The following is a 16,957-nucleotide window of genomic DNA, read 5'->3' on the forward strand; positions in this document are numbered from 1 at the left end:
CATTTTTCGGGATGCGCTCTGAATGGAGAACTGATTTGAGAGCACCAAAACTGTTTTCCATTCCATCCGGCACCGCATTTCTGCCAGCCTTTGCCAAAGCGCTTCTGGAAGGCCGTCTGGTGGAAGGTTTTCCGGGTGATGCCGCTGATCCGCTGACGCTTGCCAACGCGACCATCTATGTGCCGACGCGGCGTGCAGCGCGTGCGCTCCGTTCCATTCTGGTCGATATGAATCCGGCTAAATCAGCGATCCTGCCCACCATCCGCCCGTTGGGTGACGTCGACGAGGATGCGGCTTTTTTCAACGCAGCCACAAGCGGCGCCTTCGATCTCAATCCACCAATCGGCAAGGCCGAGCGGCTGTTGCTGCTGGCACGGCTCATTCGTCCATGGCGTGAATCGCTGCCTGAACATGTGCGGGCGCTTTTTGGTGTTGAGGATGTGTCGGTTCCAGCCACCACTTCCGACGCGATCTGGCTGGCGCGTGATCTCGCAGGTCTGATGGATCAGGTTGAAACCGACAACGCCACATGGAGTGAGCTTGCAAGCATTGCACCCGATGATCTGGCCGACTGGTGGCAGGTCACGCTTGGCTTTCTCGATATTGTCACGAAACTCTGGCCGGAAATTCTGGACGAGCGCAAGCTGTCCAATCCGGCAGCGCACCGCAACGCGCTGATCTGGGGCGAGGTGCGGCGTTTGCAGGATCATCCGCCTCAAGGTCCTGTGATCGCGGCCGGTTCCACGGGTTCCATTCCTGCGACCGCCGAGCTTGTTTCAACGATTGCCAGACTGCCACAAGGAGCTGTGGTTCTGCCGGGGCTGGACCGTGATCTTGATGAAGGCGCGTGGAAGTTGCTGGGCGCATCGGATGATAATCCCTCCACCTTTGGCCACCCGCAATATGGTCTGCATAAGCTGTTGCAAGCCATCGGAATTTCACGCGACGATGTCGAGCATATCGAAGATATGCCGAAAGAGAAGCGCGTGCTGGAGCGTGTGGTCAGCGAAGCATTGCGCCCGGCGGAGACCACCGATGCATGGAGCCTGCTTAACCGCGATGCGGATATGCGCCCGCAAGCATTGCTGCACTCAGCACAGAAGATCGATCTGATTGAAACCGCCAATGAGCGTGAGGAAGCGCTGGCCGTGGCTCTGGCGTTGCGTGATGCGATCAGCGATGAAAACAAGACGGCGGCGCTCGTCACCGCGGATCGAAATCTTGCGCGCCGCGTGGTGGGCGAACTCGCGCGCTTTGGCATTGATGCCGATGATTCCGGCGGTCGGCATTTGCGGGATATTGAAACCGCAACGCTGATGCGTCTCATGGTCGAAACCGTGTTCAATCCCGGTGATCCGGTGGCACTCTTGGCACTGGTCAAGCACCCGATGTTACGGCTTGGTGGCAAGCGTATTGAGCGGCGACTGGCTGCGGAAACGCTCGAACTGGTGGCATTTCGCGGCGGCACGGGCAGGGCATCGATCATCGATCTGCCTTCATTTTTCGACCGCCGCATGGAAGAGAGTGCCAGCCAGTCATGGCGACCGGCATGGCACGCAACCGTCACGCCCGACATGATTGAAGCGGCGCGCGCGCTTTGCGTGAGCCTGTCAGAGGCTGTTGCGCCACTGGCACCATTTGCCACCATTAACCGGCGAACAGATATCGGCGAGATCAGCCATGTAACTGTGGAAGCGCTTGAAAATCTGGCGCGTGACGAAAGTGGCAGTGTCACACGCTATTATTCCGGCGAGCATGGCGAGAAGCTGGCTTCGTTTTTGCGTCAGCTGGTATCGAGCGAAGCGGGACTTGATTTTGAGGCCATTGAATGGCCGGCAATTCTTGAAGCCCTGATGTCGGGCGAAACGGTCAAGCCGCATCCGGGCGGCCATCCGCGTGTCTTCATCTGGGGTGCGCTGGAAGCGCGTTTGCAGACCATGGATACGCTGGTGATCGGTGGTTTGAACGAAGGCACATGGCCTGCCAAGACGCGCAATGATCCATTCATGTCGCGCCCGATGAAGGCGATGATTGCGCTTGATCCGCCGGAGCGTCGTACCGGCCTTGCCGCACACGATTTTCAGATGGCGCTCGGCATGGATCATGTGGTGCTGTCACGCTCGCAGCGCTCAGACAGTGCACCGACCATTCCGTCGCGCTGGTTGCAGCGGCTTGAAACGGTGCTGGGTGCTGACGTGACAAAGGATATGCGCTCGCGTGGTCAGCGCTTCATCCATTGGGCGCGTGAAATCGATCAGGCACCCGATGTGCCTTTCGTCAAACGCCCGGAACCAAAGCCGCCTGTGAGCGCGCGGCCCAAGCATTTTTCGGTGACCGAAATTGAAACCCTGCGCCGTGATCCCTATGCGATCTTCGCCAAGAAAATTCTGAAGCTGCGTCCGTTGGAACCATTGATCCGTGATCCGGCAGCCGCAGAACGTGGAACGCTGTTTCACGATATTCTCGGACATTTTACAGAAGAAGGCATCGATCCGCTGGCAGCTGATGCGAGCGAACAGCTTGAAGAATTTGGCCGGCATTTCTTTGCAGATATGGATCTGCCCATTGAGATCGAAGCGGTCTGGTGGCCACGCTTTACCGCACTTATTCCGCAGTTTCTCGAATGGGAACGCGAACGCGCCTATAATGTTCAGACCCGCTTTGCCGAAATTGCATCGGATAAACGCGAGGTCGAAAGCCTTGGCATCACCTTGTCGGGCCGTGCTGATCGTATTGATCTGATGCGCGATGGCACGGCGGAAGTGATCGACTACAAGACCGGTTCCACGCCATCGCCAAGACAGGCGCATGTCCTCTTGTCGCCACAGCTGGCGCTTGAAGCAGCCCTTCTTGCGCGCGGGGCTTTCCGCGAATTGGGGTCGGTTCGTGCGTCCGATCTGACCTATGTGCGCTTGCGCGCTGGCGGAGAGGTGAAGCCGGAATCGATTTTGAAGATCGGTCGGCCGCCATCGGAAAAGACCGCACCCGCTCTTGGCGAAGAGGCTTGGCAACGGCTGGCGCAATTGCTCACAGAATATCAGAATCCGGCTAAGGGTTATCTTTCCCGCGCGTTGCCGTTCAAAGAAACGGAGCTTTCGGGCGATTACGATCATCTGGCGCGGGTGCTGGAGTGGTCGGCCGGTGGCGACGCAGGCGGCGAGGGCGGCGAATGAAAAAGCAACGTGTCATTCCACAGGAAACCATCGACGCGCAGGCCAGTGCCGCCAATCCTTTGGCATCCGTCTGGGTGTCGGCCAATGCGGGGTCCGGCAAGACCCACGTTCTGACCGAGCGCGTTATCCGGCTGTTGCTCGAAGGCACCGACCCGTCGAAAATCCTTTGCCTGACCTATACCAAGGCGGCAGCGGCCGTCATGCAGAACCGCGTCTTTGCGCGATTGTCCGAATGGGCGATGTTGCCGGATGCCGACCTTGCCGACAGGCTTATCAAGCTCGAAGGCAGGCGTCCGGGAGCGGCGCGGCTTGCCGTTGCACGCAGGCTTTTTGCGCGCGCACTTGAAACGCCGGGTGGGTTGAAAATCCAGACCATCCACGCATTTTGCGAAGCCATCCTGCATCAGTTTCCGCTTGAGGCGAATATTGCTGGTCACTTCGAAATGATGGACGATCTCATGCAGGTGGCGCTTGTCGGCGAAGCCCGCCGCACCCTGCTTGAGACTGCACATGGCGGCGGCGATGCCGAGCTTGCGAGCGCCTTTGCCGATGTGATGCAGGCGGCGGGCGAGATGGGCTTGCAGGCGCTGCTTGATGAGGCCGTGGGGCGACGCAATGGCTTGCAGCAGTACATTGCAGCGCTTGGCAATGTGGACGAGCGCAGCGAGGCCTTGCACCGGCATTTCGGTTTCAGGCCCGACACGCGCGAGTCCGATCTGCTGGATGATATGTGGCCGGTACCGGAATTTTCCGACGATACGCTTGATCTCATTTTGTCGATCCAGAAGGGTGCGGCGCGTGCGCATGATTTTGCGTTGCAGCTCAAGCAATATGAGAAGGTCAAAAGCAGTTCGGATAAGCAAGCGGTATTGCGCGCAGCATTTCTGAAAGCGACGGGCGAGGCAAAATCCGGCTCCTATGTCGGCTCAAGTGCCGTCAAAAAGCTACTGCCGGATTTCGAGGAAGATTTTAACTCAGCTGCTTCTCGTGTCGAACTTGGTCTTGATAAGATCAAGGAGCTGCGGCTTATAAGGCTTAATCTGAGCGCACTCACGCTGATTGATAATCTGCTGCAACGCTATCATGATTTAAAGCGCAGGCGCGGTCTGCTCGACTTTGAAGACCTGATTACCCGCACCGTGGCGCTGCTGGCGCGTAATGGTGCAGGGCAGTGGGTGCAGTATAAGCTAGATCGCGGCATTGATCATATTCTCGTCGATGAAGCACAGGATACCAGCCCTGACCAATGGCAGGTCATCCGCATGTTGTCGGAAGAGTTTTTCTCCGGCCTCGGACAACGCGATGTGCAGCGCACGCTGTTTGCGGTGGGCGATGAAAAGCAGTCGATCTATTCGTTTCAGGGTGCAGTGCCAGAGGATTTTGCAGCGCAGGGCAGGGCGGTCAGCCTTCGTGCCGCTGATGCAGAGCTTAAATTCGAACGCGTCAGCCTCAACTTCTCGTTCCGTTCAGCGCCTGATGTGTTGCAGGCCGTGGATGAGGTGTTTGCACGCCCAGAAGCCAATCGCGGCTTGTCAGGTGCCACTGTTCACTCGGCCATTCGCGATCAAGAGCCGGGCGAGGTGGAAATCTGGGATATGCTGACGCCGGAAGAGGTGGAGGAGCCGGACGACTGGCGTGTGCCGGTCGATCATTTGCAGGCACCTGCCATAAAACTTGCCGAGCAGATTGCAGCAACCATTCGCACCTGGCTGGATCGCGGTGAAATCATTCCGGGCCAGAACCGCAAACTGGCGCCCAAAGACATTATGGTGCTGGTGCGCAAGCGCGATCAGTTCATGCCAGCACTGTCGCGTGCGCTCAAAGAGCGCCATGTGCCGGTGGCTGGTGCCGATCGCCTCAAGCTTACAAGCCACATCGCCATTCAGGATTTGATGGCGCTGGGGCGTTTCGTGTTGCAGCCGTCAGATGATTTGTCATTGGCTTCTCTTCTCAAAAGCCCTCTGTTTGGCTGGGATGATGACAGGCTGTTTGCGCTCGCCAATCCGCGCAAGAGTGGCGAAACGCTGTTCGAGCGCCTTTATCATGCGTCCCTTGAAGACCCGGCTTTGATCGGCGTGCATAAGACATTGAGCCGCTGGCGCAATATGGCCGATACCATGCCGATCTTCGAGTTCTATGCGCGAATCTTAAGTGCAGATGGCGCAAGGCGTAAGCTTTTGGCGCGACTTGGACCAGAAGCGGGCGATATTATCGATGAATTCCAGAATTATGCGCTTTCCGCCGAACGCGCTGGTCTGCCGGGCATGCAGGCCTTTCTCGAAACGCTCAATGCAGCCTCGCCGCAAATCAAGCGCGAGCTTGATCAGGGGCGCAATGAAGTGCGCATCATGACGGTTCATGCCGCCAAGGGGCTTGAGGGCGCTGTGGTGTTTCTGGTTGATCCGGGCAATGCCGTCTGGAGCGGAACGCGCGCACCTAAGCTGATCCCGTCTGATCTCAGCAATGACGGTCCACAGGTGAAAGGCTATCTCTGGCAGCCCAATGCGGGTTATCAGACCGGCTTTCTGGCGTCACAGATTGAAGGCTTGAAGGCCCGTGCGGAAGAAGAATACCGCCGTCTTCTTTATGTGGGCATGACGCGCGCGGAAGATAAGCTGATTGTCTGCGGCTATCGTGGCTCACGCGAGAGCGGCGAGACATGGCACAGGCTGGTCGAAGATGCGCTGACAACCAAGGCAGAAACCTTTGTGCATCCGGTATCAGGTGTTGCAGCCCGGCGCTATCGCAACACGCCGCGCGGTCTCACTGAGATTGCAGAGCCGGAAGTGGCGCAAATCGCAGAGCTGCCGCCGCTGCCGCTCGACTATCTCAAGCCCATAAAGCCGGAACCGGGTCTGCCGCGTCCGCTTGCGCCATCGGGCGCATCGGCGCTGATTGAAGCAGATGAGGAGCCACCGCTCGACACGCTGTCGCCGGTTCTGGGGCAGAGCGGCGAGACGCCCGCTTTTGCTCTTCGCCGCGGGACGGCAATCCATATGCTTTTGCAATATCTGCCGGAAGTCGGGGCTGATGAACGCGAGACGCTTGCACAGGGCTATCTGGCACGCATCGCGAGCGATTGGCCGGAAATTGAACGTCAAAAGGCCTGGGCAAGTGTGGCAACCATTCTGGCCGATCCAAAATTCGGGCCGGTCTTCGCGAGCGGATCGCGCGGTGAAGTGGCGGTCATGGGGACCATCAATCTCGGTGGCAAAGACCATGCCGTCTCGGGCCAGATTGATCGTATCAGCGTGGATGAAAACCGCGTGCTGATTGTCGATTATAAAACCAATCGCCCGCCGCCAAGGAGCATTGAGGCGGTGCCTTTCGCCTATCGCGCGCAGCTCGCACTTTATAGGGAACTGCTTGGCCCCCTTTATCCGGGAAGGGTTGTCGAGGCGGCGTTGCTCTTCACCGAAGGGCCATATCTGCTGCCTTTGCCGAAAGAGGCAATGGAAGAGGCGCTTAAGGCGCTGGGCGACTCTCAAGGAAAGGTGAGCAACCAGAACTTGACGAATGCGGACTGACGCGCCACATGATATGATCAAAGGAGCAGTTTCTCGATGAGTCTTATGCTCTCAAACAGATATGAGGATAGCCCTATGGCAACCGTAAAAGTCGATAACAGCAATTTTCAGTCGGACGTTCTTCAGTCAAGCGAGCCTGTCGTCGTTGATTTCTGGGCTGAATGGTGTGGTCCTTGCAAGATGATCGCGCCGGCTCTGGACGAAATCGCCGCTGAAATGGCCGGTCAGGTCAAGATCGCCAAGGTCAATATCGACGAAAACCCGGAACTCGCAGCACAGTTCGGCGTGCGTTCGATCCCGACGCTTTTGATGTTCAAGGATGGCGAACTTGCCGCCAACATGGTTGGCGCTGCTCCAAAGAGCCGCCTTGCCGACTGGATCAAGGCTTCTGCTGCTTAATCAGCAAGTCTTTGAGATATAAAAAACCCGGCCTTGATGCCGGGTTTTTTGTTAAACGGGCGGTGTTCCATTGTCGCGTAGGACTTCGCCCGCAAGATAAAGTGAACCACCGATCAGGATGCGCGGCGGGGCTTCATCATGAGGCCATGTATCACGTAAAATCTTTAGTGCGTTTTCGACTGAATGCACAGGTTCAGCCGAAAGCCCGGCTTTCTGTGCGCTGACAGCAAGTTCGGTGTTTGGAATTGTCTTGTCGTTTGATTTTATTGATACAGTAAAGACATGGCGCGCAAGCCCTGCAAAGGCTTCAAAATATCCTACCGGATCTTTGTCTTTGATCATCCCTGTAATCAGAAACAAAGGGCGTGTTGAGCGCTCCTCAAGCTCGCCAAGGGCCTCGGCGATTACAAGGCCTGCTCCGGGATTATGGCCGCCATCAAGCCAGATTTCAGACGCTGCTGGCGCCAGATCAACGAGTTTTCCGTGTGTGAGACGCTGCATACGTGCAGGCCAGTCCACAACCATCATGGCTTTTTCAATGGCCTTTTCGGTAATGGTGAAGCCTGCCATCTGCACGGCTTCTATGGCAGCGGCAGCATTGGCAAGCTGGTGACGCCCCGGCAGACGCGGCAGCGGCAGATCGATCAGCCCGCGCTCGTTCTGAAACACCATGCGGCCATGTTCCTCATAGGCAAGGAAATCCTGACCATAGATTGAAAGCGGGCAATCGAGCCTTTCTGCGGTCGAGATCAGCACCTCGCGTGCTGCTGCAAAGGGCTGAAAGCCGATAACGACAGGACAGTCTTGTTTGATAATCCCGGCTTTTTCGGCAGCTATGAGTTCAATACTATCGCCTAAGAATGCCTGATGATCAATCGAAACGGGCATGATCAGAGACACGGCTGGATCGACAATGACATTGGTCGCATCAAGCTTGCCGCCAAGACCCACTTCCATAATGACAGCATCCGCTGGATGTTCAGAAAACAGAACAAAAGCAACAGCAGTCATGATCTTGAAAACAGTGATTGGGCTGTCCCCATTCGCACGCTCTACCCGCTCGACTGCTTCGGCCAAAACGTCATCAGAGACAAACTTTGAGCCATTGGGCGAAGCAAGACGATAGCGCTCGTGCCAATTGACGAGATGCGGCGAGGTATGGACGTGAACACCGAAGCCGCCCGCTTCCAGAAGTGCGCGGCTGAAGGCGGTCGCAGATCCCTTACCGTTCGTTCCTGCAACATGGATCACAGGTGGCAATTTAAGGTGCGGATTGCCGAGTTTCTCCAACAGATCGCGAATACGATCCAGTGTGAAATCGAAACCCATTGGATGCAATTGCATCAGCCGTTCGATGACGGCATCAGCTTTTCCTGTCACGATTACGCTGCCTTGTTATCAGCCTGTTGCTTTTGCGGGGCCGGGGTCGTTCCAGGTTTGTCTGCATTGGCTGGCTGCTTGGTCATGATTTTGAGCAGGCTTGCAATGGTCGATTTCAGTTCAAGACGCGAAACCACCATGTCAACCATGCCGTGCTCCATCAGATATTCAGCACTCTGGAAGCCTTCCGGCAGCTTTTCGCGAATGGTCTGTTCGATCACGCGTGGACCGGCAAAGCCGATCAATGCACCCGGTTCTGCAATGTGGATATCACCCAGCATTGCATAGGAGGCAGTCACGCCACCTGTGGTCGGGTTGGTAAGAACGACGATATAAGGCAGGCCCGCTTCTTTGAGCATTTCCACAGCAACAGTGGTGCGCGGAAGCTGCATAAGCGAGAGAATGCCTTCCTGCATACGCGCGCCGCCCGAAGCAGCAAAAAGAACCAGCGGACGTTTGAGTTCAATGGCCTTTTCAAAGCCCTGAATGATCGCTTCACCGGCACCCATGCCGAGCGAGCCGCCCATGAAGCCGAAATCCTGAACGGTTGCGACAATCGGCAGACCTTCAATCGTGCCAAGACCATTGATGATCGCGTCTTCCATGCCGGTGCGCGAACGATAGTCCTTGAGACGGTCGATATATTTCTTTTCGTCGCGGAATTTCAGCGGGTCGGTCGGAACCTTCGGGCTTTCCAGCGTCGTATATTCGCCATTGTCGAAGAAGAAACGCAGCCGGTCCTTGGCCTTGATGCGCATGTGATGGCCCGAGCCGGGAATCACGAACTGATTGCTCTCAAGGTCCTTATGGAACACCATTTCGCCGGTCGATGGATCCTTGATCCAAAGATTTTCCGGCATCTCGCGACGTCCGAGCATCGAATTGATCTTTGGACGAACGTAGTTGGTGATCCAGTTCATGACGTTTGATTCCGTTTCTTCTTCTTCAAAACTAACTAAATGTCTAAATGGACGATTTATTGGGCAGCTTCAAGGCGTGTTGCTCGAACACTTGCAGCCAATGCACTGACAAGTTTGGTAACCGCTGTTACCGGATCACCCTTAACCTTGCCATTTTCATCGAGTTCGTCCGCGACTGCTTTGACGATCGCAGTGCCAACAACAACGCCGTCCGCAGCTTCGGCAATGGCGGCAGCCTGCTCCGGCGTCTTCACGCCAAAGCCAACGCAGATCGGCAGATCGGTGCTCTTCTTGATGTGGCGCACAGCATCGGCAACCCGTGTTGTGTCGGCAATGGCCGAGCCGGTAATACCGTTCATTGAGACGTAATAGACAAAGCCCGACGAATTATGCAGCACTTTTGGCAGGCGCTTGTCGTCGGTGGTGGGCGTGGTCAGCCGGATGAAATTAAGACCTGCATTCGTGGCCGGAATGCACAGTTCCTTGTCCATTTCGGATGGCAGATCGACAACGATAAAACCGTCAACGCCGGACGTCTTGGCATCAGCAAGGAAGCGCTCAACGCCATAAATATAGATCGGGTTGTAATAGCCCATCAAAACGATTGGCGTCGTGTTGTCTTCTTTGCGGAAATCCGCTGCCAGTTGCAGCGTTTTCTTCAGTGTCTGGCCCGCTTCAAGCGAACGAAGACCGGCTGCCTGAATGGCCGGACCATCGGCCATCGGATCAGAAAAAGGCATCCCAAGCTCGATCACATCGGAACCGGCTTTGGGAAGCGCCTTCATGACGGCAAGCGATGTCGCATAATCCGGGTCGCCGCCCATGAAATAAGTGACCAGTGCCGGACGTCCTTCGGACTTGAGCGCTGCAAATTTGGTGTCAATGCGTGTGGTCATACCGTGCCCCGTGGCAAAATGCGCGTAAGATAATCGGCGGTGGATTGGCCGGACATAGCCGTCTCCATCCAGGCACGCCGTTCAAAGTCGATGATTCCCAGTTCCCAGACACAGGCCATCAGCAAAGGCTGCGCTGGTTCAAATTCGATCTCGTCGCCGAGGTCCGATTGCCAGAGAATCTGCGTTGCGATGCCGCCTTCCAGCCACCAGTGCAGCAACAGCCACAGGCTTTCTTCGCCCTGATGCAGAATGGCAAAGCCAGCACCCAGATGCGGCGTATGCTCAAGCCTGTCTGCTGCGGCTGCAATCTGCCTGCGGGCGATGCCAACAGCTGCCTCTGCAAGCGGATTGGACGGATCGGCTTCAATGATGTTGAGCTTGATCGTCGCCGAACCACACGCCGTCAACCCGTCGAACCATGCGGCGCGCGGTCTGTAGATGTTGGTGTCGGCGACAGTATCGCTCATACGATCCTCACATTTCCATGCCGAGCAACTGCCCGACCGTGTGAACATCCTTGTCACCGCGACCGGAAAGATTGATGATCATCACCTGATCTTTGCCCATGGTGGGTGCCATCTTCACAGCTTGCGCAATCGCATGGGCTGATTCAAGTGCCGGAATAATGCCTTCAACGCGGGTGCAAAGCTGGAAAGCTTCCAGCGCTTCATCATCAAGGATCGGCACATAGTCAACGCGGCCACTATCCTTGAGCCATGAATGCTCAGGACCAACGCCCGGATAATCAAGACCGGCGGAAACCGAATGGCCTTCGAGAATCTGGCCGTCTTCATTTTGCAGAAGATAGGTGCGGTTGCCATGCAGAACGCCGGGGCTGCCTGCATTCATTGATGCGCAATGCTCAACGCCGTCGAGACCGCGACCGCCGGCTTCAACACCGACAATCTTGACCGACGTGTCGTCAAGGAACGGATGGAACAGACCGATTGCGTTCGATCCGCCGCCGACAGCTGCGATAATCACATCTGGCAGACGGCCTTCCTGCTCAAGAATCTGCTTGCGCGCTTCGGTACCGATCACCGACTGGAAATCGCGCACGAGTTCCGGATAAGGATGCGGACCGGCAGCAGTGCCGATCAGATAATAGGTGTCTTCGACATTGGTGACCCAATCACGAAGCGCTTCGTTCATGGCATCTTTGAGTGTGCCATTGCCAGCCGTGACCGGCTTGACTTCGGCACCCAACAGCTTCATGCGGAAAACATTCGGCTTCTGACGTTCAACGTCGGTGGCGCCCATATAGACCACGCAAGGCAGGCCGAAACGGGCGGCAACAGTTGCCGATGCAACGCCGTGCTGACCAGCGCCGGTTTCAGCGATGATGCGGGTTTTGCCCATGCGCTTGGCAAGCAGAATCTGGCCAAGGCAATTGTTGATCTTGTGGCTGCCGGTGTGGTTCAGGTCTTCGCGCTTGAAGTAAATTTTTGCGCCGCCCAAATGCTTGGTTAAGCCTTCAGCATAATAAAGTTTTGACGGACGACCGGCATAATAGGTCGAGAGATTGGAAAGCTCGGCCTGAAATTCAGGATCGTTCTTTGCCGTCTCATAGGCTTCCTGCAATTCGAGGATCAGCGGCATCAGCGTTTCGGCGACAAAGCGTCCGCCAAAAATGCCGAACATGCCTTCTTCATCCGGGCCTGTTTTATAGGAATTGGGTTCAACCGGCTTGTTCACTGCTGCCACTCCGTCATGTGCAGGCTAAAGTCTTGTATCAGACGCAGCCTGAAAGAATTCCATAATGAGACGCACGTCCTTTTCACCGGGCGCACGCTCTACACCGGACGATACATCAATACCCGGCGCATGCGTTTTTTGCAGCGCCTCGGCAATGTTGCCCGCATTCAGTCCACCGGAAAGCATGTAATCGACGTCCGCGTCAAGCGCATCGAGCAATGCCCAGTCAAACGATACACCATTGCCGCCCGGAAGCTCTGATCCTTTTGGCGGCTTGGCGTCAAAAAGAAAGCGATCCGCAATGCCTTTATAAGGCGCAATCACGTCAAAATCTGACGCCTCACGCACAGCAAAAGCCTTGATCACCGGCAGGCCATAGCGCTTTTTTACATCCGCCACACGTTCCGGCGTCTCGTGGCCGTGCAGTTGCAGCATGTCAGGCTTTGAGGCACGAACGATTTCATCCAGCGTTTCGTCGTCCGCATCAACGCTCACAGCAACCACTTTGGCGCGGCCTTTTGCTGCTTCACGCAGGAGACCGGCATCGGCGGGTGTGAGATGCCGCGGGCTTTTGGGAAAGAAGATAAAGCCAATATGCGTCGCTCCGCCGTTGAGCGCAGCATCAACTGCTTCAGGCGTTTTGAGGCCGCATATTTTTATATCAAAAACCATGGCGTTTCCGTCGCACATATTGCGGCGCGACTCAAGCTGTTCCGGCTTCACTGCGAGGACCCGCGTCATCATAGCCCTCAGCAATCAGGGTATCATACGCTTCCATGACCGCAAGGGGAACTGCCTGCGCAATCTGAAATCCCAGAGCCGGATATTCCAGAATGCGTCTGAGATCGCCTGTCATTTCGCGCACCAGCTTTTCAAAATCATGGCCCGCTGTCGGCTGATCTTCAAAAGAGGTCGGCGGTGCGGTCACAAAAGACTTGGCTTCCGGCCACTGTCGGTCAACCGTTGCACGCACCCGGCGTTGTGTTTGTGGCTTGGTGACAAAAATCGCGCTGATGGCACCGGCCACCATTCTGTCGCGTGCGAAGCGAATATTCTCGCCAATATTTGTGGCATTCGGTTCGATGATGATCGCGCTTTGCGGCACACCTTCAGCAAGCGCGATTTCTGCAAAAGCCTCGGCTTCCGATGCCTTGTAAAGCCCTTTGGTCCAGTTGCCGCTATGGCCTGTGAACATGAGCCATGTGCCAAGGCCCTGCTTGAAGAGTTCTGCTGCATGTTTTGCAACGCGGCTATCATAGCTGCCCAATCCGATGATAACATCGGCCGGCTGAAGTTCATCGCAGAGGCAATGGTAATCCCATAGCATACGTGCTGCATTTTGAATGTTTGATGTCATGTAAAATCGATAGCCTGTAATGCGCTGCCATTGCGCTTGAGCCATGCTTTGCAGCGCTCGGTATCGGGGCAAAGCTCCTGGCAGAGTTTCCAGAATTTTGGCCCGTGGTTCATCTCGATGAGATGCGCCACTTCATGGGCGACGAGATAATTGATCACAGGCGAAGGCGCCATGCCGATGCGCCATGAAAAGGAAAGCACGCCGTCAGAGGTACACGATCCCCATCGGCTTTTGGTATCCTTGAAACGCACCGCTTTGGCTTTTCGGCCTACGGTTGCCGTGTGGCGGGCCACCAGTTGCTCGATGTCACGTTTGACTTCGCGCTTGAGGTAATCGCTGACACGCCGCGCAAGATGTGCGGGATCGCCATGAACAAGCAGAATATTGCCTTCCAGCAAATCCACAGTGCCACGTCCGGGCTGATGGGTGATGAGGTGCGGCACACCGCGAATGGGTATTTTCACACCTGCACGAACACCAGCCTGATCTGGAATTTTTGCAATGCGGCTTTCGATCCAGCCTTCATGACGGATTAAAAAACTCTGCACCTCGCGATCGGGCAAACCCGGTGGAATGGTGACGCGCAGCCCTTTGCCGCCGGTTTCAATGCGCAGGGTCAAACGTTTGGCGCGCGGGTTTTCCAGCACGCGCAAAGGCAATTCACGTCCCGCGACCGCATGAATGCGTTCGCTTCTGACAGTCGCCGACTTTTTGGCCGGGGAGGAACGAAATAAGGAAAAGCCCATCGCTTAGAGATAAGTGATTCGCGAAAAAAGCCAGAATTTTTTCTACAACTCGACAAAAACGGCACGGAGAAACCGCGCCGTTTGAGATAATGACTGTTTAGATATCCGTGACATCATTGCTGTTGTTCTTCGCTGGCGTGCGTTTGCCATTGGCGCGACGCTCATTCATGAAGCGGTCAAACTCTTCCTTGTCGCGGGCACGGCGAAGTTCCTGCGCATAGGCTTCGAAATCGGCGCGGGCTTCTTCAAGCTTGCGACGTTCTTCCGCCAGGCGCTCAAGTTCTTCACGACGCCAGTCATCGAAAGCAGCGTTGCCGGTTGAACCGCCAAAGCCGAAGCTTTCACTTTTGCCGCAGTTTCTGAAAGAGCCAAACATCGAGTCGGTCTTTTCGTTCACTTGACGTTTGAAATCACCAAGGCGATCGCCCCAGATGATATAGGCGAGCATGGCAAGGCCAAGCGGCCAGAAGAAGATAAAACCCAGCACCATCAGCGCAATCGTCGCTGATGTCCATGCGGGGCGGATCAATGCAGAATTGGTCATGGTCTACTCCGTGAATTCCGGGCCGTTTGCTGATCTCGCGGCTTGAAATGGACGTGGTGAACCAATTGCGGCTTTTCAAGAATATCCCCGGCTCAATCGCGCTTAGTGGGTGCTAACCAATGTGATTATCTCGGAATTTTTTTGCGCAAATGTTCGAGTGTTGCCACACCAAGCCCTGCCAGCAATGCCCAGAAGGCGGATCCGACACCGAAAAAAGCGATGCCGGAAGCCGTCACAGCAAATGTTATGACCGCAGCAAGCCGCTCTTCTTCATGTTTGAGGGCGAGCGCCATGGCATTGATGAAGGGGCCAGTCAGCGCAAGGCCCGCCACAAGGGCAATCAGTGTTGCAGGCAGCACGGCGAAGATTGCAACCAGTGACGCGCCGAACAGGGCAAACAACACATAAAGAGCGGCATAGACAGGACCCGTCATCCAGCGTTTTTTGGGGTCGGGATGCGCATCGGGGCCGGTGCAGAGCGCTGCGGAGATTGCTGCGAGATTGCTTGTTGCAGCACCAAATGGAGCAGAAATCAGCGAGAAAAGCCCGGTCACTTGCAAGGCCGGGCCTGTTGGCGGCTCGTAGCCGGAAGCGCGCAAAACGGCAAAGCCCGGCAGGTTCTGCGAGGCCATTGTCACGATATAAAGCGGCAGCGCCAGCCCGATGATCGCGCCCATGTGAAATTCCGGCCAGATCATCGTGAGCGTCGAAATTTCCGGCGCAGGCAATTGCGGTGCGCGCCCTGATATCAAGGCATAGGCCATACCGAGCACAAGCACGGCAATAACGGCAAGCGACGGGTTAAACAGGCGCACGACAAAGAACAGAACCACCATCGGCAAAACGAACGAAGGGTCGAGCGGTACGGCTTTGGCTGCCGCAATGACAAAGCTGAGAAGCACGCCTGCCAGCATACCCGATGCGATGGAAGACGGAATGCGGGAGACAAGCGTGGAAAGCTGGCGGATCAGCCCGGTTGCAATCAATGCGATGGCTGTAACGATAAACGCGCCCACGGCCTCCGGCATGGTGAAGCCAACACTTGCACCGATCAAAGCCAGTCCCGGCGTGGACCATGCCGCGATAATCGGCATTTTGTAACGCACACTGAGCCATGCGGACGAGCCGGCAATGGCAAGGCAGGCCGCCGTCACCCAGCTTGCGGTTTCGGCCTGGGTTGCACCAAGCACCTTTGCTGCCGCAATAATAAGCGCCAGCGTGCCGCCAAAGCCGACAATCGCCGCCACGGTCGAAGAAGCAAAAACCGAAAAGCGCATCCCTATGCCCCTGTCGATAAGCGTTCGGCAAGGCCGGAAACCGTGCGGATCAGCAGCTCAAGGTCCTGCGGGCGCGACAGACGATGATCACCATCGCGCACGAGCGTCAGCGTCACATCATCCACCGGCAGATGTTCAACGAGTTTCAGCGCATGTTGATAGGGCACGGCCTCATCCTGCATCCCTTGCAGAATATGCACCGGACAACCTGTTTCGATAATGCCCTTGAGTACGAGATTGTTGCGTCCGTCTTCCATCAGCGCACGGGTATAGATGTAGGGATTTGGCGAATATTCCGAAGGCTCTTCAAAATAGCCTTGTTCGATCAGGTCTTTCTTCTGTGCGTCGGTCAGCGATGGTTCGACAAGTTCGGCGGTAAAGTCGGGCGCAGGCGCAATCAGAATGATTCCTGCCGGAGACTTGCCAGCCTTTTTAAGCTCTTGCGCCATGCGCAATGCGATCCAGCCGCCCATGGAGGATCCGACGAGGATCTGCGGCCCCTTCGCATATTTGTCCAACACGCTGAGGCTTTCATTCAGCCAGCGTGAGATTGTACCCTGATTGAAGTCGCCGCCCGAAGAGCCATGGCCTGAATAATCAAACCGCAAAGCGGAGCGCCCGGTCTTTTCTGCCCATTCATCAAGAGCAACGGCCTTGGTTCCAAGCATGTCGGAACGGTAGCCGCCAAGCCAGACGACACCCGGTGCATGATGTCCGACACGGTTGCGAACGGCAATGTCTGCACCATCGATATCAATAAAGTCCGGCTGTGCTTCGCTCATTTTGTGCCTCCTGATTAGAGCAATCGCGATCCCATGATTTTCATTTGCCATTTATGAGAGCCTTAGAAAACCTCATTGCCTTGAAATATTGAGCAATGTGACCGATATGTCGCTCAACGCTCCCGAAATACTTCTTTATTTGTCGGGGGTGATTTTCCCTGTCAAAGATGCTATTGACTTTACCGCTCGCTTGACCACATTTCCGCGTTAAACAGGGGTTTGATGGGAAAAGGCCGTCGCGGGCCATGAAGTTAAGCCGCC

14 protein-coding genes are annotated in these 16,957 nt (G+C 56.0%); 3 read left to right on the top strand and 11 right to left on the bottom strand.

Going from position 1 to position 16,957, the window contains the following annotated elements; genetic code table 11:
• Window positions 1-11: 11 nt before the first annotated feature.
• From addB to trxA, 3 genes are all read left to right on the top strand, one after another.
• Entirely contained in the window at window positions 12-3,173 is a 3,162-nt protein-coding gene (gene addB / locus ABE527_RS00265; protein ID WP_499696306.1) for a double-strand break repair protein AddB, read from the top strand.
• Window positions 3,170-6,700: a double-strand break repair helicase AddA gene (gene addA, locus ABE527_RS00270; RefSeq protein ID WP_499695774.1), complete on the top strand. Its 3,531-nt coding sequence runs from the start codon at window positions 3,170-3,172 to the stop codon at window positions 6,698-6,700. The genes addB and addA overlap by 4 nt, the downstream gene beginning before the upstream one ends.
• 75 nt (window positions 6,701-6,775) lie before the next feature.
• Entirely contained in the window at window positions 6,776-7,099 is a 324-nt protein-coding gene (gene trxA, locus ABE527_RS00275) for a thioredoxin (protein ID WP_007872546.1), read from the top strand.
• A 51-nt stretch (window positions 7,100-7,150) separates the two neighbouring features.
• Here trxA and ABE527_RS00280 read toward each other — a convergent pair whose 3' ends face one another.
• The 11 genes from ABE527_RS00280 to ABE527_RS00330 form a co-directional block, all read right to left on the bottom strand.
• On the bottom strand, window positions 7,151-8,443 hold the full coding sequence (locus ABE527_RS00280; RefSeq protein WP_265983808.1) for a bifunctional folylpolyglutamate synthase/dihydrofolate synthase: 1,293 nt from the start codon (window positions 8,441-8,443) through the stop codon (window positions 7,151-7,153).
• A gap of 38 nt (window positions 8,444-8,481) precedes the next feature.
• On the bottom strand, window positions 8,482-9,399 hold the full coding sequence (gene accD, locus ABE527_RS00285) for an acetyl-CoA carboxylase, carboxyltransferase subunit beta (protein WP_265982480.1): 918 nt from the start codon (window positions 9,397-9,399) through the stop codon (window positions 8,482-8,484).
• A 56-nt stretch (window positions 9,400-9,455) separates the two neighbouring features.
• A complete protein-coding gene (trpA, locus tag ABE527_RS00290; RefSeq protein WP_265982481.1) occupies window positions 9,456-10,295 on the bottom strand; it encodes a tryptophan synthase subunit alpha in 840 nt (279 codons plus the stop codon).
• Window positions 10,292-10,762: a hypothetical protein gene (locus ABE527_RS00295; RefSeq protein ID WP_265982482.1), complete on the bottom strand. Its 471-nt coding sequence runs from the start codon at window positions 10,760-10,762 to the stop codon at window positions 10,292-10,294. Before ABE527_RS00295 ends, trpA begins: the two co-directional genes overlap by 4 nt.
• Before the next feature lie 7 nt (window positions 10,763-10,769).
• Window positions 10,770-11,990, bottom strand: a complete 1,221-nt coding sequence (trpB, locus tag ABE527_RS00300; RefSeq protein WP_265982483.1) for a tryptophan synthase subunit beta — start codon at window positions 11,988-11,990, stop codon at window positions 10,770-10,772.
• Between the two features lie 24 nt (window positions 11,991-12,014).
• The gene (locus ABE527_RS00305; protein ID WP_265982484.1) at window positions 12,015-12,662 is read right to left on the bottom strand and encodes a phosphoribosylanthranilate isomerase; all 648 of its coding nucleotides are present in this window, start codon (window positions 12,660-12,662) and stop codon (window positions 12,015-12,017) included.
• 31 nt (window positions 12,663-12,693) lie between these two features.
• The gene (locus ABE527_RS00310) at window positions 12,694-13,347 is read right to left on the bottom strand and encodes a YdcF family protein (RefSeq protein ID WP_499695775.1); all 654 of its coding nucleotides are present in this window, start codon (window positions 13,345-13,347) and stop codon (window positions 12,694-12,696) included.
• Window positions 13,344-14,093, bottom strand: coding sequence for a M48 family metallopeptidase (locus ABE527_RS00315; protein WP_265982486.1), 750 nt, complete (start codon window positions 14,091-14,093; stop codon window positions 13,344-13,346). The genes ABE527_RS00310 and ABE527_RS00315 overlap by 4 nt, the downstream gene beginning before the upstream one ends.
• Window positions 14,094-14,190: 97 nt before the next feature.
• Window positions 14,191-14,637, bottom strand: a complete 447-nt coding sequence (locus ABE527_RS00320) for a DUF2852 domain-containing protein (RefSeq protein ID WP_499695776.1) — start codon at window positions 14,635-14,637, stop codon at window positions 14,191-14,193.
• A gap of 125 nt (window positions 14,638-14,762) precedes the next feature.
• Window positions 14,763-15,914, bottom strand: a complete 1,152-nt coding sequence (locus tag ABE527_RS00325) for a benzoate/H(+) symporter BenE family transporter (RefSeq protein ID WP_499695777.1) — start codon at window positions 15,912-15,914, stop codon at window positions 14,763-14,765.
• Window positions 15,915-15,916: 2 nt separating this feature from the next.
• Window positions 15,917-16,696 carry an alpha/beta hydrolase gene (locus ABE527_RS00330; RefSeq protein WP_499695778.1) on the bottom strand — a complete coding sequence of 260 codons (780 nt, stop codon included), beginning with the start codon at window positions 16,694-16,696 and terminating at the stop codon, window positions 15,917-15,919.
• Window positions 16,697-16,957 lie beyond the last annotated feature (261 nt).

Source organism: Brucella sp. TWI432 (assembly GCF_039674445.1).
GTDB lineage: Bacteria > Pseudomonadota > Alphaproteobacteria > Rhizobiales > Rhizobiaceae > Brucella > Brucella chromiisoli.